This is a genomic window from Mycobacterium sp., from assembly GCF_052143115.1.
Lineage (GTDB): Bacteria > Actinomycetota > Actinomycetes > Mycobacteriales > Mycobacteriaceae > Mycobacterium.
This window is the reverse complement of the sequence record NZ_JBKQTQ010000061.1, coordinates 1-16202: the sequence shown is the minus strand read 5'-3', so window position 1 is coordinate 16202 and position 16202 is coordinate 1. Positions and strand designations below refer to the sequence as shown.

Sequence of the window (16202 nt, the reverse complement as noted above, 5' to 3'; positions counted from 1 at the left end):
GGACACGTCACGGCGCCGATGCCATTTAGCTGATCAACAGGGCTAACTGTGATGGCATGAGCATTGACTCGATCCTCATACCCGCTGACAAGCCCGCCTCGGGGACAGGTTTGCCCACCGAGCCGCGGTACTCACTGCTGCTGTCCACCGATCCTGCGCTGATCGAGTCCGCGCAGCGGCTCCGCTACGACGTATTCAACGACGAGCCAGGCTTTACGCTGACCGGGCAGGACGCGGGCCTCGACGTTGACCGTTTCGACGAGCACTGCGACCACTTGCTGGTCCGCGAGGACAACTCGGGTGAGCTGGTTGGTTGTTACCGGATGCTGTCGCCAACTGGTGCCGTCGCCGCCGAAGGACTTTACACCGCAACCGAATTCGACATCCGGGCGCTGGATTGCCTGCGGCCGTCGCTGGTGGAGATGGGGCGCGCGGTGGTTCGCAAGGATCACCGCAACGGTGCCGTCGTGCTGCTGATGTGGGCCGGCATCCTCGCTTACCTAGACCGATGCGGCTACGACTACGTCGCTGGCTGCGTGTCGGTTCCGGTCGCCGGCGACGGCGGGCCGCCGGGCGCCCAGATTCGCGGCGTGCGCGACTTCGTGCTGCGGCGCCATGCCGCCCCGCCCGAGTACCGGGTGCATCCGCATCGCCCGGTGATCATCGACGGACGGACCCTCGACGAGATCCCTGCGCCCGCGCGGCCGATGATCCCGCCGCTGATGCGCGGCTACCTGCGGTTGGGCGCGCGGATATGCGGTGAGCCGGCCTACGACGCCGACTTCGGCGTGGGCGATTTCCCTGCTCTGCTGGACAAGCGTCAAGCCGACACGCGATATCTGCGCCGACTCCGGTCGGTAGCGGCGGCCACCGAGGCGGCGGGCGGGGTGGCCCGATGAGCAGTCCGCTAGCGCGCGACCACGCCTGGCTGCCGCGGGCGTCCTGCGATACAAGCTGCGTGCAGGCCGGAGGCCCGGACGCGTCCCGTCGGTTGATCGTGGCGCTGCGGGTGACGCTGCGTGTCAGCTTGGGCCTGCTCTTGGCGCCCGCGCTGTTGCTGGTCTCGCTTCCGCTACCGGGCCGGTCGCGGGCCAGGCGGCTCTACTGCCGACTGATGTTGTGGTGTCTCGGCGTCCGGATCACGGTGTCGGGCGGGCCGATTCGCAATCTGCCCGGTGTGTTGGTGGTCAGTGACCACACGTCTTGGCTGGATATCGTGACGATCGGCGCGGTACTTCCCACCAGCCGGTGGCGCGCGGCGCCCGCGTCATTTGTCGGCCGCGCCGATGTGGCCGGCAATCTCGTCGTGCGGATGATGACGTTCATCATCAAGGTCATCCCGATCGACCGGGCCAGCCTGCGTCAGCTGCCCGGTGTCGTCGATGCCGTCGCCGCTCGGCTGCGCGCCGGTCAGACGGTGGTGGCGTTCCCGGAGGGCACCACCTGGTGCGGCCTGGCGTCTGGGCCGTTCTATCCGGCGATGTTCCAGGCCGCCGTGGACACCGGCCGACCGGTCCAGCCGCTGCGGCTGCGTTACCACCACCGGGACGGCAGGGTCTCGACCGTTCCGGCCTATATCGGCGACGACACGCTGCTGCGTTCGATTGGCCGGTTGCTGGTCGCACGCCGCACTGTGGCGCGGGTCTACGTCGAATCACTGCAGCTGCCGGGTGCCGATCGGCGGGAGCTGGCCCGTCGCTGCCAGGCCGCTATCCGCGCGACGGCGGTGCCGCACCCAGGTCATGGGCCGCGTCGACCCGTGCTGGCCTCCTGACCTCAAGGACCGCGCCGGTATTCTGGGCGGGTCATGGTCTATCTCGATCACGCCGCTACCTCCCCGATGTACCCCGCCGCCATCGAGGCGATGACGGGCGCGCTGAACACGGTGGGCAACGCTTCCTCGCTGCACACCACGGGTCGGGCCGCTCGGCGTCGAATGGAAGAATCCCGCGAGTTGATCGCGGCCAAGCTGGGTGCGCGTCCGTCCGAGGTGGTCTTCACCGCCGGCGGCACCGAGAGCGACAATCTCGCCGTCAAGGGGATTTACTGGGCGCGCCGCGATGCCGAGCCACGCCACCGGCGCATTGTCACCACCGCGGTGGAACACCACGCCGTGCTGGATTCGGTGAACTGGCTCGTCGAGCATGAAGACGCCCAGGTGACCTGGTTGTCCACCGCCGCGGACGGATCGGTGTCCGGTGCCGCGCTGCGTGACGCTCTTCAGCGCCACGACGACGTTGCGCTGGTCTCGGTGATGTGGGCCAACAACGAGGTCGGCACCGTCATGCCGATCGATGAACTCGCCGCCATCGCTGCCGAGTTTGCCGTCCCGATGCACAGCGACGCGGTTCAGGCGGTGGGGCAGCTGCCGGTCGTCTTCGCCGCCAGCCAGCTGTCGGCGATGAGTGTGGCCGCCCACAAGTTCGGCGGCCCGCCCGGTGTGGGCGCGCTGCTGCTGCGCCGCGACGTCGGCTGTGTGCCGTTGTCGCACGGCGGTGGGCAGGAACGCGACATCCGCTCCGGCACCCCCGACGTTGCCGGTGCCGTCGGCATGGCCACCGCGGTGCAGCTCGCCGTCGACGGGCTGGAGGCCAACAGCGCGCGGCTGCGGCTGCTGCGCGACAGTCTCATCGACGGTGTGCTGACAGGCGTCGAGGACACTCGCCTCAACGGTGCTGCGGGATCTCGACGACTCCCGGGTAACGCGCACTTCACCTTCGACGGGTGCGAGGGCGACGCGCTGCTGATGTTGTTGGACGCCAACGGAATCGAATGCTCAACCGGGTCAGCGTGCACTGCCGGAGTGCCGCAGCCGTCGCACGTGTTGCTCGCGATGGGCGCTGATGCTGCCAGCGCCCGCGGGTCGCTGCGACTGTCGTTGGGGCACACCAGCGTCGAGGCGGACGTCGACGCGGCGCTGCGAGTGCTGCCCGGCGCCGTCGCCCGCGCCCGGCAAGCCGCGCTGGCCGCCGCCGGGGCGTCGCGATGAAGGTCCTCGCCGCGATGAGCGGCGGTGTCGATTCGTCTGTCGCCGCCGCCCGCATGGTCGACGCCGGACACGACGTGGTCGGCGTGCATCTGGCGCTATCGCAGGCCCCCGGGACACTGCGCAGCGGCTCGCGGGGCTGCTGCTCCAAAGAGGACGCCGGAGATGCTCGGCGGGTCGCCGATGTGCTCGGGATCCCGTTCTATGTATGGGATTTCGTGGATAAGTTCAAAGAAGACGTGATCGACGATTTCGTGTCGTCCTACGCCCGCGGTGAGACCCCGAATCCATGTGTGCGGTGCAACGAGCGGATCAAGTTCTCGGCGCTGGCGACACGCGCGTTGGCATTGGGTTTCGACGCGGTCGCCACCGGGCATTACGCGCGGCTGTCCGGCGGGCGGCTGCGTCGGGCTGTCGACCGGGACAAGGACCAGTCCTACGTGCTGGCGGTGCTGACCTGCGGTCAGCTGCGCCATGCGGCGTTCCCGATCGGAGACACGCCCAAGTCGCAGATCCGCGCCGAGGCGGCCCGCCGCGGCCTGGCGGTCGCCGACAAGCCGGACAGCCATGACATCTGCTTCATCCCGTCCGGTGACACTCGCGCGTTCCTGGGGGCCCAGATCGGCGTGCGCCGCGGCTCGGTCGTCGACCAGCGGGGGACTGTGCTGGCCACCCATGACGGGGTACACGGTTTCACCATCGGCCAGCGCAAGGGACTGGGCATTGCGGGCCCGGGCCCGGACGGCCGGCCGCGCTACGTCACCGCGATCGACGCCGACAGCGGCACCGTGCAGGTCGGCTCGGCGGCTGAACTGGATGTGTGGAAGCTGACCGGGCAGCAGCCGGTTTTCACCGCGGGGACGCCGCCGGTCGGACCCTTCGAGTGTGCGGTGCAGGTGCGTGCGCACGGCGAGGCCGTCGACGCGGTCGCCGAGTTGGCCGGCGACGAGCTTGTGGTGCGGCTGCGCACACCGCTGCGCGGTGTGGCGCCGGGGCAGACGCTTGTGCTGTATCGCCCCGACCCGGACGGCGACGAGGTGATCGGCAGCGCCACCATCACCGCCGCGTCCTGACCCGATCGCCGTGGCGCAAACCGGAGCGCAACTGTCGCGCATGACCGCGCGGGTTCTGCGTCGGCTCGGGTTGGTCGCGCTCATCGGCAATGCCGGCGGCTCCGCGGTTGTGACGGGCTTTGCGTAGCGTCCTGCAGTTCAGTTAAACCGAAGTTACTGCCGGTGAGATAGGCAGAATCTGGGTTTGAGCTTGGATTGTTGTCGGTTTATGACCTGTATATGTAGCCATCAATTTAGGCATGTTGTTGACTGTCATAGCTGAGTTCGTCTTGTAATATTCATGTATGGCGAAGCCAGTGTCGATGCATGTAGCCCGGACTCCGAGCACATATGTGGACAAGGCGGGCAAGGTGCGCCGCTACGAGTCGGTGTTGGTGCGCCGTACCTATCGGGACGGCAAGAAGGTGCGCCACGAAACCCTGGCCAACCTGTCCAAACTGCCCACCGAGGTGATCGCCACGGTGCAGGCGGCGCTGAAGGGCCAGGCGTTGGTGCCCGCCGCATCGGTGTGCACCATCACCCGTGCACTGCCGCACGGGCATGTGGCCGCGGTGGCGGCGATGGCCCGCGCGTTAGGTTTCCCGGCGCTGCTGGGCCCGCCGTGCCGGTCGCGGGATCTGGCGCTGGGGTTGATCATCTCGCGGGTGGTGCGGCCCATCTCGAAGCTGTCCACGCTGGCCTGGTGGGCCGACACCACCTTGGGCGCCGACCTAGACATCACCGGCGCATCCACCGATGAGCTGTATGCGGCGATGGACTGGCTGGCCGACCGGCAAGACCCGATCGAGAAGCGCCTGGCTGCCAAACACCTTGGGCCCGAGATGAATCCGTCGCGGATGGCGTTGTTCGATCTGACCAGCTCCTGGGTGACCGGCCGATGCTGTGAGCTGGCCGCGCGCGGCTACTCCCGCGACGGCAAAAAAGGGCTGCCGCAAATCGAATACGGCATCCTCACCGACCCGGCCGGGCGCCCGGTGGCGGTGCGGGTCTTTGCGGGCAACACCGCCGACCCGACCGCGTTCACCGACATCGTCGAGGTGATCCGGGCCAAGTTCGCAATCACCAACCTGGTGCTGGTGGGCGATCGCGGCATGATCACCGCCGCGCGCATCGACGCGCTGGGTGACCTCAACGACGCCGGAGCCGGTTTCGGGTGGATCACCGCGCTGCGCGCCCCCGCTATCGCCAAACTCGCCGCCGACGACGGGCCGCTACAGATGAGCCTGTTCGACACCCAGGACCTAGCCGAGATCACCCACCCCGACTACCCGGGCGAACGGTTGATCGCCTGCCGCAACCCCGCCCTGGCCGCCGAACGGGCCCGCAAACGCGGCGAGCTGCTGGCCGCCACCGAGACCCTGCTGGCGGCCATCGCCGAACGAGTCGATCGCGGCACCCTGCACGGGGCCGGCCGGATCGGTGAAGCCGTCGGCAAAGTGGCCGGTAAATACAAGGTGGGCAAGCACTTTCACCGCACCATCACCGACACCAGCTTCAGCTACCACCGTGACCAGGCCGGCATCGACGCCGAAGCCGCCCTCGACGGCATCTACGTGCTGCGCACCAGCGTGCCGGCCACCGACCTGGATGCCGCCGGGGTGGTAACCGGCTACAAGAACCTGGCCCACATCGAACGCGACTTCCGCAGCATCAAAACCGACGACCTGGACCTGCGCCCCATCCACCACCGGCTCACCGAACGGGTCAAAGCCCACGTGCTGATCTGCCTACTCGCCTGCTACCTGACCTGGCACCTCCGCCACGCCTGGGCGCCGCTGACCTTCACCGACGAACACCCACCCAGCCGGGACAACCCCGTCGCCCCCGCGCAACGCTCCGCCGGCGCCCAGGCCAAAGCCTCCCGACACCAAACCCCCGAGGGCAACCCGCTACGCAGCTTCCGGGGCCTGCTCGACCACCTGGCCACCCTCACCCGCAACCAAATCCGCTACCACGGCACCAACACCGAAGTGCCCACACTCGCCGAACCCACCCCCGAGCAACGCCGCGCCTTCGACCTCATCGGCACCGCCATCCCTCTCAGCGCCGCGTAGCCAGAACCCCCAACCCACCAAACCGGCAAAACCCCAGGGCAAAACAACAATTCACTACCCATGACACCGTAACTTCGGGTTAAAGGGAAATCGCAACCCGTCCGTATCTACGCCTTGCGTCCGAGGCGGTCTGACCTCGGGCCCACCGCGACGGCCTAACGCGACGGGACGTTGGCGGCGATGTTGGTGATCACGATCGTCGACACCGACTCCGGGAATCCGCAGTAGGTGACTTCGATCAGCACCACTGACTTGACTTCGTAATCACGTCCGCAGTCGCCGGGGCGAGTCTGCAGCGACCGTTCGTCGGCGATCCAGGGACCGACGTATCCCTCGCCGGCCGAGGTGTTGGCGCAGTCGCGGACGGTTGCCACCAGGGCGTCGAACGCATGACGCGCGGTATTGGCATCGCGGTAGGCGGCGGCGCCCTCGGAGATCAGCCCGCCGCGAGGCGGATATTGGAAAGTGGTCTTGTGGAACTCTTCGATGTCGGGCCCGAAGGTGGCGGTGTCCTCGTAGACGAACCGGCATTGCGGCGGCGCGGCCTTCGCGAGCGTGTCAACGTCGACCGGGGACTTGCCGTCCATCGACGGGATAATCGTGAGGTGCTCGTCGGCGCCGGTGATCGCGCGCATGCGGGACTGATCGAGCAGGACGCGATCGACGTCGACCCCGGAAAGATTGGGTTCGGCGCCGAATCCCGGTACCGCGGCGCCGCCCACCACGCGGGTGCATGCCGTGGCCAGCAGCGCCGCGCCACACAGCGCCAGCGGGCGTACCGCTACCGCCATCCGTGACATCGTTTTTCCCGGTTTTTCCAGGTCTTTGGCCTGTTTCCTGCAGTCGAGCGTAGTCGCGGCGCGAGGTGACAGAAAAATCAGGTCGCTGCCCTGCTGGGCTGCGGCGTTGTGGACATAACCGATCACCGCCTTATTTAACGAAGCTAAATACCACCTCTGGCCGGCCACCCATCCGGACTCAAGCTGCGACCTCGGGATTAGAAGTCTGTGGCCACCGCTTCCGCGACTAGCGGTCACGAGTGTGCCACTCGTCCAATACTGCCTACTAGACAGCTATTTTCGGCATTGCCGTTACGAACGCAGTAGGGCTTCGCTTCGGCGTCAGAACGCCCCCAGTCGCCGGGGTGACGCCGGGGTGAGCCGGGGTGCAGAATAGTTGTCCACAACCGGGCGTGTCTTTTTGGTGGCCGCCGTGGCAGCGATCTAGCGTTGAATTCAAGTTTGCTGACGACCTCTGAAGGGAGGCACCCGATGGCTATCCAATACGGGCCGGAATACACACACCCGTTCAAAAGCTACAAAAACTGCAAGGGCCGGATCAAGGTCCAGGCCCAGTGGAACGACGGCGGCTGGGTCGGTCACGAAAGCCCGATGCCGAACCTGATGTGGTGCGAAAACCGGTGCGCGTCACATTTGACTGGCATCAACGACACCGCGTAGTAACTAGCCGGGGGCACCACCCGCACGGTGACGAGTCTGGGTGATACACGCTTGGCGACACGCCCGGGAGATGTCGGTGGGCGGTCATAGGCTGGAGGCATGCCAGCTCTCGATCCTCGCGACCGTGTTCAGCGGTTCGTTGTGCGCGCCCGAAGGGTGCTGGCGCATTCTCTCGTGCGCGACCATCTTGACCTTCTGAGTAAAGCGGCCCAGGGCACCATCACGGTCCACGTGGAGTGGAACCACGTGACGGGCGAGGCCAAGCACCGACTACAGATGAAGCTGCCGCTCGAAGAGCAATTCGAGTCGTTCGCTGCAAGGCTGCGGCCGTTTGTCATGCGCAAGGAATCCGTCTACTGGGCGGTGGTGCTGGACGCGCTCGAAAAGCTGCTGAGCGAGGAAACGCTGACGGATCTTGTGGATATGCAAACCCTCCGCGACTATTGGTCAGAGGTCGTCGAAGGCTCCCAGGTAGCCGCGCAGGCCTACTATGTGATGACCGACAGCGGCCAGCTCTCGGATGTTCAGTTGGCCGACTTGTGGCTGAATTCTGATGCGCTCCATACACAGCCGATTCAGTCAGCAGTCGGGAAGGACATGAGCCTGAACGAGCGATACAAGGCGGCTGTGGGTGTCTACTCGCGCATCGGGGCGTGCTTGCAGTACACCTATGCCTTCATCGACCACTTGGTCAGCGAGGGGCTGCTTGAGCTCGACAAGGCGGCGTTCACCCAACAAGTGGTTGCCGACTGCGAAATCGACCAACCAACTCAGGCCTATTGCGTGCCGTTGGGTGGCGCGCCGATGCCGACCGATCTGAGCGAGCTTGACCTTAGTAAGTGGAAGCCGGTCCACGAGGATCCCGAGTTGATGGCCGTCGTGCAAGGGAAAGTAAAGGCCGCCGAGGACGGAACGCCCAAGGCGTCCTAGCCGCGGGGGTGACTCAGAGCGCCCGACCCGGTCCATGCTCAACTTGAGTCCTGCTAGCTCAAAGGGACCGAGCGCTCCATCGACGAAGGAGAGGTTGCCGGTTCGAATCCGGTCCAGCCCACACTTTCACCGGCGGCGCCTCTTCTTTGGGGCGTCGCCACAGTGCGCTTCGCGGCGCGACCGGCTTTGGTGTTGGCGTTCGCACGGGTTGACTTCGCGAGCCTCGCGCGGGCTGCGGCCTGCTTCTTGGTGGCCATCGTTTTCGTTCCTTCCGGTTGGAGCCACCGGGGCGAGGGACGGGGCACCATCCAGACACCTCCCCCCGGCCCGACTCGGGGTCCGCTGCCGCGCATCCGCGTTTTGCCGTAGGAATGCGTTCGGGGTCGCGGGTGGCGGGCTGGGTCAGTCAGCAATCTTGTCGCCTGGGTAGCCGCAAACCTCACCGCGCGGCCGTGGGTGCTGACGCGGGATGCCCACACCACTGCGCGGCGGGTCCACTCGTGGACTGCGGCCAACACGCTGGCGGAGCCGCCGCGACCGACCGCCCTGTCGACGAACGTGGTCAGTTTGGTTGGGTAGCAGCGGGTTTAGGCGTCAGCTCGTGCCGGTGCCGGTCGCTAGGCCCTGAGTTGAGAGGAAATGGTTGATCGTCGCGGTGATCGCCTTGTAGGAGTAGGCGACGCCCAGATTGAGCTCCTGAGAGAGCTGGATGAACGGTGCCGCGGCCGCCTGAAGCGGAACTTGGGAATTCCGTACCAAGGTCGAGCCGACGACGCCAACGAGGTGGATCCGGTCGCCCAACATCAGGCCTTCATGTCCCGTCCAAGATCCCCGGTCGAGGATGAATACCGGGCTGCCGCTGCTTCCGCCGAAAACGGAGCCATCCAGCAGGAATGTTGGCTCTCCGCCAAACGGAATTGCAACGGGCGTCGCAGTTATGGCATTCCGCATGATTGGCGTGTGGTGGACAGGATCAGCCCACCCGTTCGGGTAGCCGATAAAAACCAATTCCTCAAGCACATCGAGGTTTTCGACCGTCGCATCTGAGGGGATATGGCCCCAGTTGAGCATCGGAAGGTACGGCTTCTGTTTCTCGTCGAGGATCAACTGAATCGAGTCACCCAGCGGTTTTACGGCGACGTCAACCTTGGGGTCGGGGTGACCAATCACATCAGTGGCCGCGGGCCCGACGTTAAGCTGCCCATGCACTTGCCCGAGTTCAGGTCCAGAGTTATCCGCATTCGCGAGCAAGAAGTCGAGGCGCAGCACAGCAGCGTCGGCGAAAACGTGCTTGTTGGAGACCAACAGCGGCACTGCCGTACCTGCGGGGTCAAGTGGTGATTCGGAGGCGTTGAAGAGAAAACCGGTCCCGACCTCCACCTTTCCGTTCTTCTTGTTGTTTGTGATGCGAATGGTGCAGAACAGCACATGCTTCGCGAGCGTATCGACCTTCATATTGCTCTGGCTTGCAATCGTCTTCATGCGCTTAACACCTCGGTTCTTTCTTCGGCGACAACACTACACCTAGTGGGTGACAACCAGGTGTACCACAAGATATTGTGTTTTGCGGTTGCAACCCGCCCGCCGGGGTAATGCCGGGGCGAACGACCGAGCGGGACCGGCCGGCAGGTTACCGGCCCGCCTACCTGGCCAGAAACCGTGCCCTCGGCACGACTCGAACGTGCGACCTAGGGATTACCAGGCCCGGTCGGTTGCATCACCCCCGGTCGAATACGGTTGGCCGGTGAGCGTTTTCGCAACCGCCAGCGGCACCGGGTCGTGGCCCGGCACCGCTGCGCGGCAAGCGGCCGAGGTCGTGGTCGGTGAACTGGGCGCCGCGATGGCCCACATCGTCGAGTTGCCCGCCAGGGGAGTGGGCGCCGACCTGGTGGGGCGCGCCGGTGCGCTGCTGATCGACGTGGCCATTGACACGGTGCCGCGTGGCTATCGGGTGGCGGCCCGGCCCGGCGCGGTGACCCGTCGGGCGGTCAGCCTGCTCGACGAAGACATCGACGCGCTGGAAGAGGCGTGGGAGATCGCGGGTTTGCGCGGCAATGGGCAGCCGGTCAAGATCCAGGCGCCCGGGCCGATCACCCTGGCCGCCGAGCTGGAATTGGCCAACGGTCACCGGGCTATCACCGATCTCGGGGCCGTGCACGACATCGCCGCCTCACTGGCCGAAGGTGTCGCCGCCCATCGTGCGTCGGTGTCCCGTCGACTCGACACGCCCGTGATGGTGCAATTCGACGAGCCGTTGCTGCCGGCGGCGGTGGCCGGCCGGCTGACCGGAGTGACCACGCTGAGCCCGGTGGCCCCGATCGACGAGACGCTGGCCACCACCGTGTTGGACACTTGCGTGGCCGCCGCGGGCGCTGAGGTGTCAGTGCACAGCTGCGCCACGGCGTTACCGTGGAAAGTAATGCAGCGCAGCAATGTTGCAGCAGTTTCTGTCGACGTGTCGACACTTGACGCCGCCGATCTGGACTCGATCGCGGAATTCGTCGAATCGGGCCGCGCCGTCATCCTCGGCGTCGTCTCGTCCAGCACCCCGGCGCGGCGTCCCTCGGCGGAGGAGGTCGCGGCCGCCGTCGTGGCGGTCACCGACGGGCTCGGCTTCGGCCGCTCGGCGCTGCGCGACCGTATCGGCGTCACGCCGGCGTGCGGCCTCGCCTTGGCGACGCCGCAGTGGGCGCGCGCCGCCATCGGGCTCGCCCGGCGGGCCGCGGAGGCCTTCGCCGACGACCCCGACGCGATCTAAGCGCGCCGGTCTTTTCGTCGGCGTCCTCCGATAGCCTGCCAACGTGATCTCAGCAGAGGCTGATCCCGTCGCCCCCGAGGTGCGCCGTCTTTGGCGCGAACTGGCCGACGAGGTGCGCGAACACCAGTTCCGCTACTACTTGCGCGACGCGCCGATCATTTCCGACGCCGACTTTGACCGCTTGCTGCGTCGGCTGGCCGCACTCGAGGAGGAGCATCCCGAGCTGCGCACGCCCGACTCACCGACTCAGCTCGTCGGCGGCGCCGGCTTCGCCACCGATTTCACCTCGGCCGAGCACTTGGAGCGGATGCTGTCCCTGGACAATGTGTTCAGCACCGAGGAATTCGACGTGTGGGCGGCGCGCATCCACGCCGAGGTCGGTAACGATGTCCCATTTCTGTGCGAGCTCAAGATCGACGGTGTCGCATTGGCTTTGGTCTACCGCGACGGACGGCTGGTCCGGGCCGCAACTCGTGGCGACGGCCGCACCGGCGAGGACGTCACGCTCAACGCGCGCACGATTGACGACGTCCCCGAGCGGCTCATCGCCAGCGACGACTATCCGGTACCCGACGTGCTCGAGGTACGGGGTGAAGTGTTCTTCCGGGTCGCCGATTTCGAAGCGCTCAACGCCGCATTGGTCGAAGACGGCAAGGCGCCGTTCGCCAACCCACGCAACAGTGCGGCGGGATCGCTGCGGCAGAAGGATCCCGCCGTCACCGCTCGCCGCAAGCTGCGGATGATCTGCCACGGCTTGGGACACATCGAGGGATTTCGGCCGCCCACCCTGCACGACGCCTATCTGGCGCTGGATGCCTGGGGCCTGCCCGTCTCCGAACACACCAGGCGGGTGGAAAACGCTGCCGGCGCCCTGGAACGCATCGCCTACTGGGGCGAGCATCGCCATGACGTGGCTCACGAAATCGACGGCGTCGTCGTCAAAATCGACGATGTATCGCTGCAGCGCAGGCTGGGTTCCACGTCGCGGGCACCGCGGTGGGCGATCGCCTACAAGTATCCGCCGCAGGAGGTGCAGACCAAGCTGCTCGACATCCGGGTGAATGTCGGTCGCACCGGGCGGGTCACACCGTTCGCGTTCATGACGCCGGTTACCGTTGCCGGATCGACGGTGGGGCTGGCCACCTTGCACAACGCTGCCGAGGTCAAGCGCAAGGGAGTGTTGATCGGCGACACGGTGGTGATCCGCAAGGCCGGCGACGTGATCCCCGAAGTCTTGGGTCCCGTCGTCGACTTGCGCGACGGCTCCGAACGCGAATTCGTCATGCCCACAACGTGTCCCGAATGCGGAACCCCGCTCGCTCCGGCGAAGGAGGGCGATGCCGACATCCGTTGCCCCAACGCGCAGTCCTGCCCGGCGCAATTGCGTGAGCGGGTGTTTCACGTCGCCGGTCGTGGTGCTTTCGACATCGAAGGCCTGGGCTACGAGGCGGCCATCGCACTGCTGAAAGCTCACGTGATCGGCGACGAGGGTGATCTGTTCGGCCTCACCGAAGACGACTTGTTGCGCACCGAGTTGTTCACCACCAAAAGCGGCGCGCTGTCTGCCAACGGCAAGCGCCTGCTGGTCAACCTGAACACGGCCAAGAAGCAACCGCTGTGGCGGGTGCTGGTGGCATTGTCGATTCGCCACGTCGGGCCGACCGCTGCCCGCGCGCTGGCGACCGAGTTCGGCAGCCTGGATGCGATCACGTCGGCCTCGACCGAGCAGCTGGCCGCGGTCGAGGGTGTCGGCCCGATCATCGCCGCAGCGGTGACCGAGTGGTTCACCGTGGACTGGCATCGGGCCATCGTCGATAAGTGGCGATCGGCCGGCGTGCGGATGGCCGACGAGCGTGACGCCAGCGTGCCCCGCACGCTGGCGGGATTGACGATCGTGGTGACCGGCTCGTTGACCGGCTTTTCCCGCGATGACGCCAAGGAGGCCATTGTGGCGCGTGGCGGCAAAGCCGCCGGGTCGGTGTCGAAGAAGACCGCCTATGTCGTCGCCGGCGATTCCCCCGGATCGAAATACGACAAGGCCGTCGAACTCGGCGTGCCCGTCCTCGACGAGGACGGATTCCGAAAGCTGTTGGCCCAGGGGTTTTCCGACAGCGAACCAGACGAGTAATCAGGGTCGCCTGCGCAGGGTGATCCGCGGCCGTGATCGGCCGCGGATCAGGTCTACCCGAGGCTTCCAGCAGCACACGGCGATCGGCGTGGCAGTAGGTGTGCCCGGTCGTCAGTGCAGACACGGCAGCGGCGACCGCCAGCATCGCGGACCCGTTGACGACCAGACTGATGCAGCCGCCGATCGTGGCTCCGACCAGGAAGCTGACGTACAGCAGAAAGTAACCCAGCCACGCCGCGGCGACCCCGCCGCTGAGGTGGCGTTCGATGCCTTGGCCTAGCTTCACCAGTGTCCCCGTCACGTAGCTCAGCGGGATCGATACCTCACCATCTCTGACGAAGGAAGTGTTCAAGGCGCCAATGCCGAAGGCAACGAAAAGAATTGGCACGAAGGAAACGTGGTCGGCCGACCATCCACCCGCGAGCGCATCGACTGCGACGGCCGTCAGCAGGCAAAACGTGGTCAGCACGGTGGGACCGTGGGGATGAGCTACCCAGATATGCCTCCGGCACAGCGACGCGATCACGACGCCACCGACGAATGCCGCCAGCAGTGACGTCGCTGTTATCGACAACCAGGACTCGTCGCGGAAGAAGCCCAGTACCGCACGCTCGCTGTTGCCAGTCATGAAAGTCAGGAAGTATCCCGCGGATTGGGTGAAGGCGGTGGCGCCGAGCAGGCCGGCCAGACCGGCCAGCACCCACGACAGTCGCGCCTCACGTCCGAAAAGCTCGGGATCGTCAAGGAAGGTCTCTTCGTCGACTACTGCGGTACTCAAAGTCATTTGTTTCCTTCGAATTCGTTCGATGAGCTATGCGGCACCCGCCGGCAGAGCGCGCTGGTGTGCTGATTCGCGGCAACGCAGGTGTATGAGACGCGTCGTTTCGACGCATGCCGACGCGGATCAGCGCACACCGATCCGTGGGTGGGCATGGCGCTCGTGATCTGCCGCGCGGATGCGGATCAGCGCGGGAGAGTCTTCAACGCCCGTCGTCACATAGCAGCTGCGCGACGGCTGGGCGCATGGCTGATCAGCAGAGCGAGATACAGAGCTGTGTCAAAAGCTTTCGGCCCGTGCGAGATACGTCGAGACCGAACGCGTCGGGGACGCCGAACCTGTGCTGAAAGGCATGCCAAGCTGCTGGCCGGTACCACCATCGCCACATCGTCAAAGTGCGCAACCGCTGAGGTACAGCGCGTTGGTGTGGCGCGATGGCGTCCAACGGCTTAGGAGCTGTGGATAACGAATCGTGTTTGAGGTCTGCGCGGTCGATATCGTCAACGCTCGATGCCAGCAGCGTTGCGGAAGGTTGATCCGAGGCTGAGAGCTCGAATCGCGCTAGCCCACAACCGATTACGCTGACCAGAACGCAGATGGCGACCGTCACGCACGTGACGCAGCCCAGCTGGTCCGTTCTCGATCGTTTGCTGAAAGTCACAGTGCGCCAACTCTAACAGCGCATCTGGACAGCCGCATCGCCATACATATCAACCTCATACGGAACTCGGATCAGAGCAGCAGTGGCAGCCGCCACAGCGGGGTGCTCGGCTCGAGCAGCCATATGCGGATCGCGGTGAATCGGAACAGTCGCAGGGCGCCGGTGATGAGTACGGCCGCCAGCGGCAAGTCTCCCAGTGCCGCGGTCAGCTCCGACACGCGGAAGTCGTTGGGTCCGGCGGTGAGCACGTCGAACCAGGCGTCGCAGATCAGCAACACGCCGGTTGCGAACGCGGTCAGCAGCATCACCTGTCGGCGCAACATGCCGAAGACGACGGTTGCGGTCATCAGGGCAATCAGCAGCAGGTCGAAGCCGACCCAGGTCGCCGTCCAGTCGTGCACCACGTAGTCGTCGGGCAGTTCGAAGGCGAGGTACACGGTCCAGGGGATCAGCACCAGCGTCCCGCCGATCATGATCCCCAGCCAGCCCCACCGGATCCGGCGCGCCACGGCGACCGGCATCAGCTCGGACAGGGGTCGCTCAAGCCGTCGTATCAGTTGACGGCGCTCGGCCGGGGACATCGCAGCGATCTGGGCATCGGACAGCAGGCTCACACTTGAGCAATACCCCGTTCATCGGCGTTTATCGGCGTGCTCAGTGCAGCAGGGTCCCGACGATCCCGGCCAGGTAGCCCAGCCGTGCCACCTCTGACGGCCGGAATGCCGGACCGCCAGGCCGTCCCAGCATGACCGCGGTGTCGGGCGCGCCCAGCGGCGCGGCGACCAGGGTGGTGTCCAGCTCGCGCCATACCTGCGGTACCCAGTCGCCGGTGGCGTCCAGCGCAGTGGCGCGCGTGATAGGCATCCACGGGACGGCGTTCAGTCCGGTTTCCGGCGCGCCCGGGCTGCCCACCACAGGCTGGATCCCGTCGTCGGAACTGCGCAGCACCGCACACCAGCTCACCCGGAGCACTTGGGGGGCTTCGTCGACGAGCACCTTCAGCTTGGCCGTTGTGTCGCCCTCTGCGGCGACGTGGTCGATCAGCGCCAGCTCTCGGTGCGCGTCCAGCAGCCCGGTGTGCGGTCGCAGGCTGTCCACCCGCACCCCATTGAGCGCTTCGGCTGCCGTGATCAGCGTGTCCGGCATGGCCCGCGGCGGTAGCTCGACCACAAGATCGTCGATCGCGTAGCCGGACCCGCGTTCCACGACGTCCAGCGACAAGATGTCGGCCCCTACCGACCCCAAGGCCACGGCCAGCGAGCCGAGGCTGCCCGGCCGGTCGGCAAGCTGAACTCGCAGCAGATAGGAAGACACGCGCACACTGTCGCACAGCCAGGCGGCGGCGGCATTTCGACGGCGGCAGGCGGGCGCCAC

The 16202-nt window shown here is 66.2% G+C and carries 13 protein-coding genes, 1 tRNA gene and 1 pseudogene; 10 read left to right on the top strand and 5 right to left on the bottom strand.

The window, feature by feature from the left end; translation table 11 throughout:
* Positions 1 to 56 precede the first annotated feature (56 nt).
* The 5 genes from ACLQI9_RS06920 to ACLQI9_RS06900 all read left to right on the top strand — a co-directional run bounded on the left by ACLQI9_RS06920 (position 57) and on the right by ACLQI9_RS06900 (position 6113).
* On the top strand, positions 57 to 899 hold the full coding sequence (locus ACLQI9_RS06920; protein WP_442391366.1) for a GNAT family N-acetyltransferase: 843 nt from the start codon (positions 57 to 59) through the stop codon (positions 897 to 899).
* Positions 896 to 1774, top strand: coding sequence for a lysophospholipid acyltransferase family protein (locus ACLQI9_RS06915; RefSeq protein WP_442380598.1), 879 nt, complete (start codon positions 896 to 898; stop codon positions 1772 to 1774). Before ACLQI9_RS06920 ends, ACLQI9_RS06915 begins: the two co-directional genes overlap by 4 nt.
* A gap of 33 nt (positions 1775 to 1807) precedes the next feature.
* Positions 1808 to 2989, top strand: coding sequence for a cysteine desulfurase family protein (locus tag ACLQI9_RS06910; RefSeq protein ID WP_442380600.1), 1182 nt, complete (start codon positions 1808 to 1810; stop codon positions 2987 to 2989).
* Positions 2986 to 4059, top strand: a complete 1074-nt coding sequence (gene mnmA / locus ACLQI9_RS06905) for a tRNA 2-thiouridine(34) synthase MnmA (protein ID WP_442391364.1) — start codon at positions 2986 to 2988, stop codon at positions 4057 to 4059. Before ACLQI9_RS06910 ends, mnmA begins: the two co-directional genes overlap by 4 nt.
* Positions 4060 to 4343: 284 nt before the next feature.
* Positions 4344 to 6113, top strand: coding sequence for an IS1634 family transposase (locus tag ACLQI9_RS06900; protein ID WP_442391362.1), 1770 nt, complete (start codon positions 4344 to 4346; stop codon positions 6111 to 6113).
* A 155-nt stretch (positions 6114 to 6268) separates the two neighbouring features.
* Here ACLQI9_RS06900 and ACLQI9_RS06895 read toward each other — a convergent pair whose 3' ends face one another.
* Positions 6269 to 6904: a sensor domain-containing protein gene (locus ACLQI9_RS06895; protein ID WP_442381774.1), complete on the bottom strand. Its 636-nt coding sequence runs from the start codon at positions 6902 to 6904 to the stop codon at positions 6269 to 6271.
* 480 nt (positions 6905 to 7384) lie between these two features.
* Between ACLQI9_RS06895 and ACLQI9_RS06890 the strand changes: the two genes are divergently transcribed.
* The 3 genes from ACLQI9_RS06890 (at position 7385) to ACLQI9_RS06880 (ending at position 8624) form a co-directional block, all read left to right on the top strand.
* Entirely contained in the window at positions 7385 to 7573 is a 189-nt protein-coding gene (locus ACLQI9_RS06890; RefSeq protein ID WP_442391360.1) for a hypothetical protein, read from the top strand.
* Positions 7574 to 7672: 99 nt separating this feature from the next.
* Positions 7673 to 8503 (top strand): hypothetical protein, encoded by an 831-nt coding sequence (locus ACLQI9_RS06885; RefSeq protein ID WP_442381778.1) that lies wholly within the window; start codon positions 7673 to 7675, stop codon positions 8501 to 8503.
* A gap of 55 nt (positions 8504 to 8558) precedes the next feature.
* Positions 8559 to 8624: transfer RNA gene (locus tag ACLQI9_RS06880), tRNA-Val, on the top strand.
* Positions 8625 to 9097: 473 nt separating this feature from the next.
* Here the strand turns inward: ACLQI9_RS06880 and ACLQI9_RS06875 are convergent.
* Positions 9098 to 9985: a trypsin-like peptidase domain-containing protein gene (locus tag ACLQI9_RS06875; protein ID WP_442381780.1), complete on the bottom strand. Its 888-nt coding sequence runs from the start codon at positions 9983 to 9985 to the stop codon at positions 9098 to 9100.
* Positions 9986 to 10247: 262 nt separating this feature from the next.
* Between ACLQI9_RS06875 and ACLQI9_RS06870 the strand changes: the two genes are divergently transcribed.
* Together ACLQI9_RS06870 and ligA are read left to right on the top strand one after the other, a co-directional pair.
* Positions 10248 to 11261, top strand: a complete 1014-nt coding sequence (locus ACLQI9_RS06870; RefSeq protein ID WP_442391358.1) for a methionine synthase — start codon at positions 10248 to 10250, stop codon at positions 11259 to 11261.
* 43 nt (positions 11262 to 11304) lie between these two features.
* Positions 11305 to 13389 carry an NAD-dependent DNA ligase LigA gene (ligA, locus tag ACLQI9_RS06865; protein WP_442381784.1) on the top strand — a complete coding sequence of 695 codons (2085 nt, stop codon included), beginning with the start codon at positions 11305 to 11307 and terminating at the stop codon, positions 13387 to 13389.
* A 61-nt stretch (positions 13390 to 13450) separates the two neighbouring features.
* Here ligA and ACLQI9_RS06860 read toward each other — a convergent pair.
* From ACLQI9_RS06860 to ACLQI9_RS06850, 3 genes and pseudogenes are all read right to left on the bottom strand, one after another.
* A pseudogene (locus ACLQI9_RS06860) lies at positions 13451 to 14173 on the bottom strand (YoaK family protein); the annotation flags it as partial.
* 726 nt (positions 14174 to 14899) lie between these two features.
* The gene (locus ACLQI9_RS06855) at positions 14900 to 15409 is read right to left on the bottom strand and encodes a hypothetical protein (RefSeq protein WP_442391380.1); all 510 of its coding nucleotides are present in this window, start codon (positions 15407 to 15409) and stop codon (positions 14900 to 14902) included.
* Positions 15410 to 15482: 73 nt separating this feature from the next.
* Positions 15483 to 16142, bottom strand: coding sequence for an amino acid-binding protein (locus ACLQI9_RS06850; protein WP_442381785.1), 660 nt, complete (start codon positions 16140 to 16142; stop codon positions 15483 to 15485).
* Positions 16143 to 16202: the final 60 nt, after the last annotated feature.

What these genes read in the sequence shown, in the direction of transcription:
- ACLQI9_RS06920 (WP_442391366.1), top strand. Translation starts at nt 57, where the DNA reads ATGAGCATTGACTCGATCCTCATACCCGCTGACAAGCCCGCCTCGGGG.
- ACLQI9_RS06915 (WP_442380598.1), top strand. Translation starts at nt 896, where the DNA reads ATGAGCAGTCCGCTAGCGCGCGACCACGCCTGGCTGCCGCGGGCGTCC.
- ACLQI9_RS06910 (WP_442380600.1), top strand. Translation starts at nt 1,808, where the DNA reads ATGGTCTATCTCGATCACGCCGCTACCTCCCCGATGTACCCCGCCGCC.
- mnmA (WP_442391364.1), top strand. Translation starts at nt 2,986, where the DNA reads ATGAAGGTCCTCGCCGCGATGAGCGGCGGTGTCGATTCGTCTGTCGCC.
- ACLQI9_RS06900 (WP_442391362.1), top strand. Translation starts at nt 4,344, where the DNA reads ATGGCGAAGCCAGTGTCGATGCATGTAGCCCGGACTCCGAGCACATAT.
- ACLQI9_RS06895 (WP_442381774.1), bottom strand. Translation starts at nt 6,904, where the DNA reads ATGGCGGTAGCGGTACGCCCGCTGGCGCTGTGTGGCGCGGCGCTGCTG.
- ACLQI9_RS06890 (WP_442391360.1), top strand. Translation starts at nt 7,385, where the DNA reads ATGGCTATCCAATACGGGCCGGAATACACACACCCGTTCAAAAGCTAC.
- ACLQI9_RS06885 (WP_442381778.1), top strand. Translation starts at nt 7,673, where the DNA reads ATGCCAGCTCTCGATCCTCGCGACCGTGTTCAGCGGTTCGTTGTGCGC.
- ACLQI9_RS06875 (WP_442381780.1), bottom strand. Translation starts at nt 9,985, where the DNA reads ATGAAGACGATTGCAAGCCAGAGCAATATGAAGGTCGATACGCTCGCG.
- ACLQI9_RS06855 (WP_442391380.1), bottom strand. Translation starts at nt 15,409, where the DNA reads ATGTCCCCGGCCGAGCGCCGTCAACTGATACGACGGCTTGAGCGACCC.